The sequence below is a fragment of the Bradyrhizobium sp. C-145 genome (assembly GCF_023375135.1).
In the GTDB taxonomy this organism is placed as follows: domain Bacteria; phylum Pseudomonadota; class Alphaproteobacteria; order Rhizobiales; family Xanthobacteraceae; genus Bradyrhizobium; species Bradyrhizobium zhanjiangense.
Window position 1 is genome coordinate 6,317,902 of record NZ_CP088150.1, and the last position, 12,381, is coordinate 6,330,282.

General features: G+C 61.3%; 15 protein-coding genes. 2 read left to right on the top strand and 13 right to left on the bottom strand.

Annotation, left to right across the window (positions count from 1 at the left end):
• Positions 1-279: 279 nt before the first annotated feature.
• Positions 280-963, top strand: a complete 684-nt coding sequence (locus LRP30_RS29825; RefSeq protein ID WP_091880224.1) for a helix-turn-helix domain-containing protein — start codon at positions 280-282, stop codon at positions 961-963.
• Between the two features lie 33 nt (positions 964-996).
• On the opposite strand, the gene LRP30_RS29830 is transcribed toward LRP30_RS29825, so the two are convergent.
• The 13 genes from LRP30_RS29830 to LRP30_RS29890 form a co-directional block, all read right to left on the bottom strand.
• Complete coding sequence (locus LRP30_RS29830) at positions 997-1,476, bottom strand: potassium channel family protein (RefSeq protein WP_128956328.1); 480 nt, start codon at positions 1,474-1,476, stop codon at positions 997-999.
• Positions 1,477-1,584: 108 nt separating this feature from the next.
• Positions 1,585-2,709, bottom strand: a complete 1,125-nt coding sequence (locus LRP30_RS29835; RefSeq protein ID WP_249757066.1) for an AI-2E family transporter — start codon at positions 2,707-2,709, stop codon at positions 1,585-1,587.
• A gap of 184 nt (positions 2,710-2,893) precedes the next feature.
• Complete coding sequence (gene aroQ / locus LRP30_RS29840) at positions 2,894-3,343, bottom strand: type II 3-dehydroquinate dehydratase (RefSeq protein WP_128956329.1); 450 nt, start codon at positions 3,341-3,343, stop codon at positions 2,894-2,896.
• A gap of 13 nt (positions 3,344-3,356) precedes the next feature.
• Positions 3,357-4,103, bottom strand: coding sequence for an amino acid ABC transporter ATP-binding protein (locus LRP30_RS29845; protein WP_128956330.1), 747 nt, complete (start codon positions 4,101-4,103; stop codon positions 3,357-3,359).
• A 62-nt stretch (positions 4,104-4,165) separates the two neighbouring features.
• The gene (locus LRP30_RS29850) at positions 4,166-4,993 is read right to left on the bottom strand and encodes a transporter substrate-binding domain-containing protein (RefSeq protein WP_128956331.1); all 828 of its coding nucleotides are present in this window, start codon (positions 4,991-4,993) and stop codon (positions 4,166-4,168) included.
• 55 nt (positions 4,994-5,048) lie between these two features.
• Complete coding sequence (locus tag LRP30_RS29855; protein WP_128932306.1) at positions 5,049-5,705, bottom strand: amino acid ABC transporter permease; 657 nt, start codon at positions 5,703-5,705, stop codon at positions 5,049-5,051.
• A 10-nt stretch (positions 5,706-5,715) separates the two neighbouring features.
• A complete protein-coding gene (locus tag LRP30_RS29860; protein ID WP_249757067.1) occupies positions 5,716-6,384 on the bottom strand; it encodes an amino acid ABC transporter permease in 669 nt (222 codons plus the stop codon).
• Positions 6,385-6,435: 51 nt separating this feature from the next.
• The gene (locus tag LRP30_RS29865) at positions 6,436-7,290 is read right to left on the bottom strand and encodes a shikimate dehydrogenase (protein WP_249757068.1); all 855 of its coding nucleotides are present in this window, start codon (positions 7,288-7,290) and stop codon (positions 6,436-6,438) included.
• A gap of 15 nt (positions 7,291-7,305) precedes the next feature.
• Positions 7,306-8,133, bottom strand: coding sequence for a shikimate dehydrogenase (aroE, locus tag LRP30_RS29870; protein ID WP_249757069.1), 828 nt, complete (start codon positions 8,131-8,133; stop codon positions 7,306-7,308).
• A gap of 3 nt (positions 8,134-8,136) precedes the next feature.
• Positions 8,137-9,363, bottom strand: a complete 1,227-nt coding sequence (locus tag LRP30_RS29875; RefSeq protein WP_249757070.1) for a CoA transferase — start codon at positions 9,361-9,363, stop codon at positions 8,137-8,139.
• Positions 9,360-9,830, bottom strand: a complete 471-nt coding sequence (locus LRP30_RS29880) for a MaoC/PaaZ C-terminal domain-containing protein (RefSeq protein WP_128932302.1) — start codon at positions 9,828-9,830, stop codon at positions 9,360-9,362. The genes LRP30_RS29875 and LRP30_RS29880 overlap by 4 nt, the downstream gene beginning before the upstream one ends.
• Before the next feature lie 19 nt (positions 9,831-9,849).
• The gene (locus LRP30_RS29885) at positions 9,850-10,236 is read right to left on the bottom strand and encodes a VOC family protein (RefSeq protein WP_027571023.1); all 387 of its coding nucleotides are present in this window, start codon (positions 10,234-10,236) and stop codon (positions 9,850-9,852) included.
• Between the two features lie 4 nt (positions 10,237-10,240).
• Positions 10,241-11,185 (bottom strand): ketopantoate reductase family protein, encoded by a 945-nt coding sequence (locus tag LRP30_RS29890; protein WP_249757071.1) that lies wholly within the window; start codon positions 11,183-11,185, stop codon positions 10,241-10,243.
• A 102-nt stretch (positions 11,186-11,287) separates the two neighbouring features.
• On the opposite strand from LRP30_RS29890, the gene LRP30_RS29895 reads away from it, so the two are divergent.
• The gene (locus LRP30_RS29895; protein ID WP_128939435.1) at positions 11,288-12,268 is read left to right on the top strand and encodes a LysR family transcriptional regulator; all 981 of its coding nucleotides are present in this window, start codon (positions 11,288-11,290) and stop codon (positions 12,266-12,268) included.
• Positions 12,269-12,381 lie beyond the last annotated feature (113 nt).

Sequence of the window (12,381 nt, forward strand, 5' to 3'; positions counted from 1 at the left end):
GGCTCGACGTCCCTCTTATTCTTCAAAGTCACATCTTCGCGTTTGGAAGTCGGAATATCTGCTTCGCAATATGTCGCATCTCCACCGCGGCAAACTTCTCATCCTGCGCAGCAATCGCCAGTGCTGCTGTCCTATGGTACAATGAACCTTGGGACAATGGATTGAACTACCACCTTGATCGAAAATCAACTGCGGCGGGAGTGGGGTAGCGCGGCGCATTTCCGGCTGAGAATATTTCATCCGACCGACCAATTCGGCGACAAGCTGAGGAGTTGGCCCATGTTCGTTCGCATCACAACGGATTCCACCCTGCGTCCCAATACCCTCCGCGACCTCGGCATGACAAATCATTCAAATGCGCTGGTCAATTTAAGCGAGTTCTCCTACCGAAAGGGATCTGAGATCTATGGCGAGAAAGAGCCGGCCGAGTATGTTTACCAGGTCAAGTCCGGAGCGGTACGAAGTTATAAGCTGCTGTCGGATGGCCGCAGGCAGATCGGCGCATTTCACCTCGTTGGCGACATCTTCGGGCTCGAGAATGGCAGCGAGCACCGGTTCACGACGGAAGCGATCATCGACACCACGGTACGCCTGATCAGACGGCAAAGCCTTGAAACCGTGGCCGAGAGCGATGTCATGGTAACCAGAAACCTGCTCAGCATGACGACAGATAACCTCCAGCATGCGGAAGACCACATGCTGCTTCTCGGCCGCAAGACCTCCCTGGAGCGGGTCGCAGCGTTCCTGCTTGAAATGGACAAGCGCCTGACGGCCGCCGGCGTCATGGCACTTCCGATGTCGAGGCGCGATATCGCCGACTATCTCGGCCTGACGCTGGAGACTGTCTCGCGCGCTCTGTCGCGACTCCATGAGCTTGGCGTTCTCGGCTTCGTCGGCAACACTCAGCGTCAGATCGTGCTGCTCGACCGGCACCAGCTCGCCAGTCTCGATCTGCAGCCCTGAACCGGCGGAGTGCTGGTCCACAATCCACGACCATCAAGATGGGTCCACGCGACTGCGTTGGGTCCGTGGTAAACTTGTGCCGGGCGCTTCCGTCAGCCCGAGATGTTCGAGTGTCTTGCGCAGGACTTCGAACAGAATGGCGGCGGACCAGCCGAACAGAAGAACACCATTCATGGCGGTCAACGGGCCGATCAGCCGCCATTCGCGCACCGGCGTGATGTCGCCGTAGCCCAGCGTGGTGTAGTTGACGAAAGCAAAGTAGAGCAAGTCCGTGTCGGCGGCAGCGGCCTGAACAACATTGTAGGTCGCGGCCCACATCAGGATTTCGAACATGTGGGCGATCTTCAACACGACGGCGGCCGCGATCATGACGCCCATGAGATGCAACCTCGGCCGATTGGTATGACGCAGGCCCGCACTGCGGGCGATGGCGACCGCGACCACCGTCACCAGCGCGTGGAGCCCGATATTGATCACACTGACCAGGATGCCGACAAGGAATTGTAGCATCATAGCGTCGAACCCGACCTCAATTCGGCAGACCCAATTCGTTATGATCGACGACGAGAATCGTATCTATGGTGACCATGCTCGCGCCCATCGACGAAGGGGACGATTGATCTAGGTCAACGGCGCGTCGACGGTTTCCGTTTCGGCAACGGCAGCCTGGTCCACCGGAATCGGCGTAGCCCGGCCGATCCCGATCCATGCAGCCGCCAACTCCCAAGCAACCGACAGGATGATCGGCCCGATGAACAGGCCGATGATCCCATGCGCGAGCGTACCACCGATGACCCCGATCAGGATCACGAGCGTCGGCGTCGTCAGGCCTCGCCCCATGAGAAGCGGCTTCAGGACGTTATCAAGAAGACCGACGGCGACGAGATAGACCGTCAAGAGCAGGGCTACGGTCACGTCCTTGTCCATCCATATCCAAACGACCACGGGAAGAAGCACGATAGCCGCGCCGATCTGAACGATCGATAGCAAGAGCACGATGATTGCGAGCAGCCCTGCGCTTGGGAGGCCAGCGAGCTTGAAACCGATGCCCGCCAGCAGGGCCTGCACGATGGCGACACCGATGACACCCTGTGAGACCGCGCGTATGGTGGCCCCGGCGAGCTCCAGGAAGTGCTCGCTCTGGTCGGGCACGATGCGCAACAGGAAGCCCCGGAGCGCGGCAACAAGCTGCGCCCCGTACGGAAGCAGGAAACCGGCAACGACCACCGACAGCAGGAATTGGAGCATTCCGATGCCGGTGTCGCCCGCAAACGACAACATCGTCCCGGCGAGCGGTTTCAAATACGGCGCCACCTCGCGCAACGCAGCACGGATATTCGTGTAGGCCTCATCCCAGAACGCGTAGAGCTGCGGACCGATCAAGGGCCAATCCCTGATCTGCTCTGGCGCCGCCTGAAGCACGAGATCCCCGCTGCCGATCTGGCCCGCAAGGTCCCGGAGCCCTTCAACCGCACTCAGGCCCAGCCAGGCGGCGGGACCGATGACGATGCCTAGCGTGACGAGGGTGAGAACGGCCGAGGCGATCCGGGGACGATCGCCGAGGCGTTGGGCGAGCCAGGCAAAAACAGGGTAGAACGCCACCGCTAGCACCGCGCTCCAAGTCAGGATCGGCACGAACGGTCGGATGATCAGAAATGTCCATAGGATCAGCAGGCCGAGCAGCGCCAGCCGGATCACAAGCTGGACAACATCGTCGGTGGACAGAAGTTGGCGAAGTGTCTTCAAGGCTTTGTGCCGGATCTCAGAGGCCAGACAGCTTACAGCTTGAAGACCGCGGGGGCCGGAGACTTGATCCAGATCAAGCGAGCGGTTCCGACCACTACGCCCTCCGCCGACGCCGGCGCAGACTACCAAACATCCGCAGCGATCGGCGTGAGACGTTGGCGCATCACGACGGACTCATACGATGCTATCCCTTCTTCTCATCAAGCAGCTTGGCCACACGACGCAAGCCGAGCAGATAACCCTGGGTCCCGAAGCCTGCGATGACTCCATCAGCTCGTTTGGAGACAAACGAGTGGTGGCGGAATTCCTCGCGTTTGTGCACGTTGGAAATGTGCACCTCGATCACTGTCCCCTCGAACGTGTTTAGAGCATCCAGGATGGCGACCGACGTATGGGTGAAAGCCGCAGGATTCATCACGATACCGGCAGCCGTCTCGCGCGCCTCGTGGATCCACTCGATCAGCTCGTATTCCCTGTTGGATTGATGAAAGCGAACCTCCAAGCCAAGCTCCTTGGCTAACGCTCGACAATCCCGTTCCACGTCCGCGAGCATCTCGTGGCCATAGATGTGGGGCTGGCGCTTGCCGAGCAAATTGAGATTTGGCCCGTTGAGGACGTAGACAAGATGACTCATGGAAGTACTCCGTTCAGTGATGGGCGAGGATCTCGCCAAGGAACTGCCTGGTGCGGGCATGCTGGGGATTGCGGAAGAAAGCGCCGGGCTCGCCTTCTTCGATGATCTGGCCTTCAGCCATGAAGATGACCCGGTCGGCAACCTGGCGGGCAAAGCCCATCTCGTGGGTGACGCAAATCATGGTCATGCCGTCGTTGGCGAGGCCGATCATGGTATCGAGCACCTCCTTGACCATTTCGGGATCGAGAGCCGAGGTCGGCTCGTCAAACAGCATCACCTTGGGCTGCATGCAGAGCGCACGCGCAATCGCGACGCGCTGTTGCTGACCGCCCGAGAGCTGAGCCGGATACTTCTCGGCCTGGTCACCGATGCGCACGCGCTCGAGATATTTTCGCGCGGTCGCCTCCGCCTCGGTCTTGCTGATGCGGCGCGCGCGAATGGGGGCGAGCATGCAGTTCTGCAACACCGTCATATGCGGAAAGAGGTTGAAGCTCTGAAAGACCATGCCGACGTCCTGACGTACGACATCGATTGCCTTGATGCTGTCGTCCAGCCGATGACCGTTCACTACGATACTGCCCTGCTGGATCGCCTCGAGGCGGTTGATGCAGCGGATCAGCGTCGACTTGCCTGAGCCGGACGGACCGCAGAGCACGATCTTTTCACCCCTGCGCACAGTGAGATCAACGTTGCGGAGAGCTTGGTACCCGCCGTACCACTTCTGCACACCTTTCATTTCGATCAGGATATCGTCCTGCATGGATTCGGCCTCCAACATCGACAGCGGCCAACGCGCGCAGCGCGTCGGCCGCTTAACGGTATTTACTGGGCTGTGAACGGAACGCCGGGGACCGAGTCAGGGAAGGTCGGCACGGGCGCCTTCATCCATTTGGCGTAGAAGCCGGCCAACTTGCCGTTCGACTTGATCTGGTCGATGAACTTGTTGGCGGTCTCGTTCCACTCCTTCTCCCCCAGGCGGGTGCAGGCTCCGTTGTACAGAGCGGTGAAGTGAAGCTTGGGCTCGAACCCAAATTCCGGCTTTGCGGCGTTCAGACGCTGCGGGTAGAAGCTGTTTGCGCCGACGGCCTGCACCTGACCCGAGAGCAGCGCCTGGATCGTGGCCGCATCATCATCAAATCTGCGGATTTCGGTGCCCGCTGGAGCGCTATTGGTGACCTGGGTGTCCTGCGTGGACGACCTCGGAACGCCAATGACGTACTTGCCCATATCGGCATTGCTGCTGATCGGCGTTGCCTGGGCCGCGACGAGCGTAATCTCATTGGCGACATAAGGCTTGGAATACTGCACCGCCTTTGCACGTTCCGGCAGCATCGCCATGGTTGCGAACAGAATGTCTACGCGGCCTGTGGTCAGCGCCGGAATGCGATTGGCCACCGCCAGCGGGACGAACTCGGCCTTCACGCCAAGATATTCAGCAAAGGCGCGCCCCATATCAGCATCGATGCCATCCTGCTTTCCTGAGCTATCGACATAGCCCCAAGGAGGATTGTCGCCCTGGATGCCGATGACGACGACGCCCTTCTTCTTGACGTCTTCCAGAGTGCCCGCATGCGCTTTACCTGCGACGGCGACGGTCCCCAGTATCAGCAGCGCGGCGCCGAGCTGGCGACGATTGATCGAAAATAACATCTGATGTTTCCTCCTCCTGGTGATGGCTCTGTTTGATTGGGCAAGTGCGCCGTTCCTACCTTTGACTAGCCAGGGCGAGCCTGGCCTCCATCCGGCTGCCCCACCATGAGAGTGGCCAGCAGAGGATGAAATACATCGCGCCGACCACGCCGAAGACGAGCAACGGCTGGAAGGTCTGGTTCGATACGATTTGACCGGCGCGGGCGAGTTCGATGAAGCCGACGATGGCGGCGAGCGAAGTGCCTTTGATGAGCTGCACGAGATAGCCGATGGTCGCCGGCAGCGAGATACGGATCGCCTGCGGCAGCACAATGTCGCGCATGCGCGACGAATAATGCAGTCCAAGCGCCATTGCCGCCTCGGTCTGGCCGCGCGGCACGGCCTGTATCGCACCGCGCCAAATCTCACCAAGGAAGGCGGAGGCATTCACGGTGAAGCCGATCGCCACCGCGACGAAGGCGTCGAGCTTCAGCCCGGTTAGCGCCAATCCGTAATACACGACGAAAAGCTGCAGCAGCAGCGGAGTACCCTGGAATATCCCGATGTAAATGCGGATGACCCATTCCACGCCCTTATGACCACAAGTGCGCAGCAATGCGACAGCCAGCCCCGCCGTGCAGCCGCCCGCAAACGCAACCAGCGTCAGCAGCATCGTCCATTGCAGCCCACGCATCAGGAAACCGAACTCAGGGAGGCCAAAATGCGGTGCCATGATCTCCCCCTCAGCGTGTCGGATATGAGAAGAAGCGATGAGAGATGACCGCGAAGCCCAGCATCAACAGCCAGGAGATCGCGAGGTAGAGGAAAGTGACGAAGAAGTAGACCTCGAAGCTGCGAAATGTGTCGCTTTCGATGCGCTGCGCAACCGACGTCAATTCGTAAGCCGATACGGCCGAGCAGATCGACGAGGTCAGCGTCAGCATGATGAACTGACCCGTGAGCGAGGGATAGATCGCGCGAAGCGCTGGCTTGAGCATAACGAACCGGAATACCTGCCCTTTGTGCAGTCCGAGTGCGTAGCCGGCTTCCACCTGTCCCTTATGAATGGACTGCACCCCGCCGCGGATGATCTCGATGGCGTAGGCGCCGCCATTGACACCGAGTGCGATGACGGCGGTGGCTGTCGGATTGAGCTTCAATCCGACGAGCGGCAGAGCGAAGAACAGAAAGAAGATCTGCACCAGGAAAGGCGTATTGCGCACGGTCTCGACGAAGCCGATCACGAGAGCACGCAACCACGCCGCCTTCGAATCGCGTGCCGCGACGCCGGCGACACCGATCATCATTGCGAGCGTCATGCCGGCAAGCGCCAGGCCCAACGTACCCACGCATCCCCACAGCAGCGCGGGCATCGCATGCCAAACCACCGAGAAATCGAGCGTGTAGCCCATCTTGCGTTTCCTCTCGGGCGTTGTACGTGCCGCTCGCCCATCGGCCGGGTGTCACCCTCCCCGGGATGCAAAAGTGGCGAAGAAGACGTCTGGATCAGGTGAGATGCCCGTGAACAGGCGGAATGCCTCGGTGCCCTGGAAGATCGCCATGCCACCACCATCGACGGTGCGGCAGCCGAGGGCACGCGCCGCGCGCAGCAGTGCGGTTTCGAGCGGGAAGTAGACGATCTCGGCGACCCACAGATCGGGATGCAGCAGGGCCGTCGGCAGCGGCGTGCCCGGATACTTGTCCATGCCGATCGGCGTCGCGTTGACAATTCCGTCTGCGGCAGCGACGGCCGCCGCGACATCATGGCCGGCCCTCAAGTGCCCCTCTACAAATCGGGGGGACAAGCTATCCACCAAACTCTGCGCCTTGGCCACGTCGACGTCGATGATGGTTAGTTCCCGCACGCCCAGCTTCATGAGCGCGAAAGCGACCGCCGAGCCTGCGCCGCCCGCGCCGAATTGGACGACGCGACCGAGCGATGCACCTTGCATGTTGCGGCGAAAGTTCTCGGCGAAGCCGAACCAGTCCGTGTTGTGGCCGGTCATTCGGCCATTCCTGATGACCACGGTGTTCACGGCGCCAAGCGCCTCTGCGTCAGGCGAAAGCTCGTCCAGGAGTGGAAGGATCGCCTGCTTGCAGGGATGGGTCACGTTCAACCCGTCAAAGCCCATCCGCCTTGCGGCCGTGAGCAACTCCGGCAACGCCTCCACACCGAGCTTCAACTCTGTCAGATCGATCTTCTTGTAGATATAGCGGATGCCAGCGGCGTCTGCGGCCGCTTCGTGCATGGGCGGGGTGCGGGACGCAGCGATGCCACTGCCGATCAGGCCGACGAGAAAGCTGGACTTCGGATGCATGCTCGGCATCGCCCGTCAGCTCAATGGGACGGTCAGTTCGGCGATGACCTGAGCCGTGCTCGGTCGAACGCCGCGCCACCAGGAAAAAGCTTCGGCCGCCTGCTCGACCAGCATGCCGACGCCGTCGGCCAGCTTGGCTACGCCTTCGGCGCGAGCCGCTTGCAAAAAGGGCGTCAGCCCTTTGCCGTAGGCGAGTTCGTACGCCAGCGCCGCACCGCGGAAGACATTGCCTGGAAGCGGCGGCATTTCACCCCGCAGGCTGGCCGACGTCGCGTTGACGACGACGTCATAGCCCTCGGCAAGATCGGCCAGTTCAGCATAGCCGCTGACGATCAGCGGACCACAGCCGGCAAACTCTTCGGCCAATGCCACCGCTTTCGACAGCGTTCGGTTGACCAGAACCAGCTCGGACGGCTCCTGGCGCAGGAACGGCAGCAACGCGCCACGCGCTGCTCCTCCAGCGCCGAGCATCAGGACGCGCCGGCCGGCCATTTTGACGCCGAGATTGACGGTGATGTCACGCACCAGGCCGATCCCGTCGAAATTCTCGGCAATGATCCGATCGCCGTCGAATTTCAGGCAGTTTGCGGCGCCTGCTCGTTTGGCGCTCTCTGAAAGCTCATTTGCGTAGGCGAATGCATCGAGCTTGAACGGGGCGGTGATGTTCAGCCCCTTGGCGCCCTCCGTCCGGAATTGATCAACCCGCTCGCTGAAGCCATTGATTGGTCCCTCGATCGCCTCATAGACAAGGTCCTGTCCCGTCATTTTGGCGAAAGTGCCATGGATGAGGGGTGATTTGCTGAAGCCGATCGGATTGCCAATCACCGCATAACGATCGCTCATGGCTTACTCCTGCACTGCAGTTTCGTTGTAGAGAACACCGTCTCGCACCATCGCGTCGATGGTTTGGGCCGACAGTCCCAGCGACTCTGCAATGCGGCGATTGTCCTGGCCGAGCAGTGGTGCCGGAGTGCGCACCGTGATGTCGCAACTGGAGAAGCGGAAGGGCAGGTTCGGCAACGTCACCCTGCCGAGAACAGGATGCTCCTGCTCGACCAGCATGCCACGCGCGTGAATCTGCGGATCCCTCACGACCTCTTCGATGGTCTGCACAGGAGCGGACGGCACACCTGCTTGCTCGAGTGCGACAAGACAGGCATCCCGAGACGGCTGCGACAGCGTCCAGTTGCGCACAATTTCCATCGCCTCGGCATAGTGGGCGTTCCGCGCGGCTGGCGTGGTGAAGCGTTCGTCGGATGACAACCTGCTTCCTCCGATCAGCGCCGCCAATCGTCGCCACGCATCATCGACTTGCGCAGCGATGACAAGATTGCCGTCCTTGGCCGGAAAGACCCCGTAAACGGTCGAGTCCGGCTGTCCGCTACCGGTCTGCTTCGGCAGGTCGGTACCGCCGGAGAGGAAGTAACGCTGAACCGCATAGTCGTGCATCGAGACCATGCAGTCGTACAGCGCCAGATCGATATGCTGGCCGCGGCCGGACGACGCGCGGCCGACCAGCGCTGCATTGATGGCAGCCACACCGTGAATGCCGGTATACATGTCGGCCAGTGGCATCCGCAGCAGCGGCGGCGCTTCACCGGGGGAGCCCAGTTGCGCCAGAGCGCCCGACATCGCCTCTGCGATCAGGCCGAAGCCCGGACGGTCAGCATAGGGACCGGTGTGGCCATAGGCGGAGACCGAGCAGTAGATCAGTCCGGGATTCCGCGTCGACAGCGCCTTGTAACCGAGCCCGAGGCGCTCGAGTGCGCCGGGGCGGTAGTTCTCGATGAAGACGTCGGCTGTGTCGACCAGCTTCATCATCATGTCGAGACCACGCGTGTCGCGCAGATCGATACACAATCCCTGCTTCCCCATGTTCTGCTGCAGGAAGTAGCCGGATTGTCCGTCCTTGAAATACCCATGGGCTCGGCCCGCATCGCCCTCCTTCGGACGCTCCACCTTGATGACTTCCGCGCCCATCGCAGCTAAGCAACGGCCCATGAACGGGCCGGCCAGGAAATGGCTGTAGTCGATGACGCGAATGCCTTTGAGCGGCAGATCTTGTGCCGTCATGCCTGCTCTCCTGCGGCGTTGGTCTTCGGGCGCATCGGAATCATCAGTCGATGCTCACCAGTCTGCACCACGTCGCCGCGCTGATTGATCAGTTCTGACGGCAGCACCACGATGCCCCATCCATCACGCTTCGTGGCGCGCATTGAACCGACGCGGAACTTCACGTGCACGGTGTCACCGAGCTTGATCGGTAGCTTGAAATCCCAGGTCCAGCCCAGCGACATTCCCGGCAGGAAACGGTAGTCGGCACGGGTCTTCAAACCGTCGGCCAGCGACAGACCGAACAGCCCGTGCGCGACGCGCGTGCCGAATGGTGTGGTCTTGGCGTATTCCTCGTCGACATGGACCGGCGTGAAATCACCCGTCAGTTCGGCATAGGCATTCACCATCGCTTCGGTGACCGTCACCGAGGGGGTGATGCATTCGTCACCGACCCTGGCATCGTCCCAGTAGCGCTCACCGGTCATGTCGCGTCTTCCTCTAACTCTAGGCACGGGGATTGATCGCCAGGGCGGCTTCCACGGCGCCTGCACTGGCTTGCAAGATTTCGACGTTGAGCCCGCCCGGTAGCTCGAGCCAGTTCGGCCCGGCAGGCAACGCCTTGGCGCCCCACGCGGCCGCACGGGCGAGCACACCTTCGTAATCGTCGACCATGATGCCGAGATGGGCGAGACGCCCCTCTGGTCCCACGAAGTTCGGATCTTCGATGAGTTGCACGCTTCCGAGCACCCACACCTGACGTGGGCGCGCGCCATCGGCGGGTTGCTCGTCGCGAATGGCAAGACCAAGCACCTCACGAAAGAAGTCGACGTGACGATCAACGTCAGGCACACGGATCGCGACGTGTTCGACATAAGCGCGGGGCAACGACATTGTCTCAGGCCTTTCCTGGATAATCGCTGCGGGCGTATTCGAGCCCTTTGACCAACGCGACGAGGGTGGAATTGACGGGGGTCGGCACATTGAGCTTGGCGCCCCAACGCACGACGGAGCCGTGGATGTAATCGATCTCGGTCAGATTGCCGGACTGCAAGCTCTGCAACATGGACGTCTTGAACTCGGGCGGCAGACCAGCGTATGCCATCGTCCAGGCACGACGCGGATCGGCAATCGAGATCTTCACGCCGGCCGCCTGCGCGACCGCGATGCCCTCTGAGATCGCGGCCAGCGCGCAATCTTCCAGGACCGGCAGCGAATAGAGACCGCCATACGTCAGCCCGGTAACGGCGGTAATTCCTCCTCCGGCGACGTTGATGAACAGCTTGTCCCACATCGTGCCCAAGATGTTGTCGCTGAGCAGCGTGAGAATGCCGGCACGATTGAACGTCTCGGAAATTCGCTGAGCGCGTTCCGTCAGGCGTCCTTCGAGCTCGCCGATGATGGTTTCCTTGCCGATGACCCCGGAGCGGACATGACCGGGGCCGAGCAGCACGCCGCCTACGTAGGTCTTGCCTGCCATGACCCGGTCACGACCGACTTCCTCCGAAAGGATGTCCTCATGACCAAGACCGTTTTGAAGCGACATCACGACCGTCTGCGGTCCGATGATCGGCGCTGCCGCCCGGATCGCATCCCGCGTGTGATAGGACTTGACGAGGACGATGACGAGGTCCGCCACGATGCCGACCTTTGTCGCGGAGGTGCAGGCAGAGACCTTCACAACGGTCTCGGCGTCACCTTCGAGCATCCGGAGACCACTGGCATTGATCGCGTCGACATGAGCCTGAAACGGATCGATCAACCAAACCTCGGCACCGCCGCGTGCCAGCGTGCCGCCGATGGTCGAGCCCAGGGCTCCTGCTCCGATAAAGCAGATCCTCATCCGAACGCTTCTCCCTCGCCCATTTTGGCGTTGGAAGCGTGGTAGCAGTCGGCTCCGTATTTGGATATGCTATGATCCTTATATCCATTATTGCAGAATGCAATGAAGCACCGGGACCTCTCCGAGACGAACCTGCTGGAGCCGCGCCTGCTCCGGCTCTTCGATGCATTGTTCACCACGGGTAGCGTGACCAAGGCAGCCGAGAAGCTCGGTCAAAGCCAGCCGACCATTTCGATCTGGCTGGCGCGCCTGCGAAAGGAACTGGACGATCCGCTCTTTATCCGGTCGGCGGAGGGAATGCTGCCGACCCCACGCGCCGAGGCTCTCATCGGCACGGCCAGACAGGCGTTGGAGATGCTGCGTCGTCTGGCGGAGCTTCGCCCCGAGTTTGATCCGGCGACTGCAAAGCGCCGCTTCGTCATCTGCATGACGGATGCGAGCCACATCACGCTGCTTCCGGCCATCCTCGCCCACGTTCGCCGCGTTGCTCCGGGCATCCGCATCGAGGCGGCGCAGATCGGCGGCGATACCCCGCGAATGCTGCAGTCTGGCGAGGCCGATCTGGCGCTCGGCTACATCTCGGACCTCGACGCTGGGCACTTCCAGCAGGCACTCTTTCCGCAGGATTGGGTCTGCTTGGCGAACGCAAAACATGCCCGGATCCGCGACCGCATCACCGCAAAGGATTTCAGGCGTGAGGCGCACGTCCTCATTCGCTCCGGCACCGGACATCAGTTGCTCGCGGCCGCGCTACAGGAGCAGCGGATAGTCCTTGACGTTGCGCTCGAGCTGCCGGGCTTTTTGGGGTTACCCGCAATCGTCGGAACGACTGACCTGATCGCCACCCTTCCAAGGCACATCGGCGAAACGTTGGCTCACTATTACGGACTGCGCGTGCTCGACTGCCCGCTGGCGATCGTCGGCTTTACGGTGAAGCAATATTGGCACGCCCGCTTCCATCACGATCCGGCAAGCCAATGGCTGCGTGACGTGTGCGGTGAGCTCTTTCAACAGCAGGAAGTGCGGGGTCTACATCGTTCCGGCCGGCCAAAGAAACGAAGGCCACGCGATTTGCCGTCGTAGTGGACCGTTTAAACGTTCGGTTTGCGCAAAAAAGCTGCCGATGTCATGTATCCGGCCCTCGAAGCCTCGGTTGGTCAGGGCGGCAAGGCAGCCCTCCACCGCCTTTGCAGCCG

Coding starts and splice junctions, on each gene's coding strand:
- LRP30_RS29850 (WP_128956331.1), bottom strand. CDS start 4,993: ATGTTATTTTCGATCAATCGTCGCCAGCTCGGCGCCGCGCTGCTGATA.
- aroQ (WP_128956329.1), bottom strand. CDS start 3,343: ATGAGTCATCTTGTCTACGTCCTCAACGGGCCAAATCTCAATTTGCTC.
- LRP30_RS29845 (WP_128956330.1), bottom strand. CDS start 4,103: ATGCAGGACGATATCCTGATCGAAATGAAAGGTGTGCAGAAGTGGTAC.
- LRP30_RS29855 (WP_128932306.1), bottom strand. CDS start 5,705: ATGGCACCGCATTTTGGCCTCCCTGAGTTCGGTTTCCTGATGCGTGGG.
- LRP30_RS29895 (WP_128939435.1), top strand. CDS start 11,288: ATGAAGCACCGGGACCTCTCCGAGACGAACCTGCTGGAGCCGCGCCTG.
- LRP30_RS29875 (WP_249757070.1), bottom strand. CDS start 9,363: ATGACGGCACAAGATCTGCCGCTCAAAGGCATTCGCGTCATCGACTAC.
- LRP30_RS29890 (WP_249757071.1), bottom strand. CDS start 11,185: ATGAGGATCTGCTTTATCGGAGCAGGAGCCCTGGGCTCGACCATCGGC.
- LRP30_RS29825 (WP_091880224.1), top strand. CDS start 280: ATGTTCGTTCGCATCACAACGGATTCCACCCTGCGTCCCAATACCCTC.
- LRP30_RS29880 (WP_128932302.1), bottom strand. CDS start 9,830: ATGACCGGTGAGCGCTACTGGGACGATGCCAGGGTCGGTGACGAATGC.
- aroE (WP_249757069.1), bottom strand. CDS start 8,133: ATGAGCGATCGTTATGCGGTGATTGGCAATCCGATCGGCTTCAGCAAA.
- LRP30_RS29865 (WP_249757068.1), bottom strand. CDS start 7,290: ATGCATCCGAAGTCCAGCTTTCTCGTCGGCCTGATCGGCAGTGGCATC.
- LRP30_RS29860 (WP_249757067.1), bottom strand. CDS start 6,384: ATGGGCTACACGCTCGATTTCTCGGTGGTTTGGCATGCGATGCCCGCG.
- LRP30_RS29830 (WP_128956328.1), bottom strand. CDS start 1,476: ATGATGCTACAATTCCTTGTCGGCATCCTGGTCAGTGTGATCAATATC.
- LRP30_RS29885 (WP_027571023.1), bottom strand. CDS start 10,236: ATGTCGTTGCCCCGCGCTTATGTCGAACACGTCGCGATCCGTGTGCCT.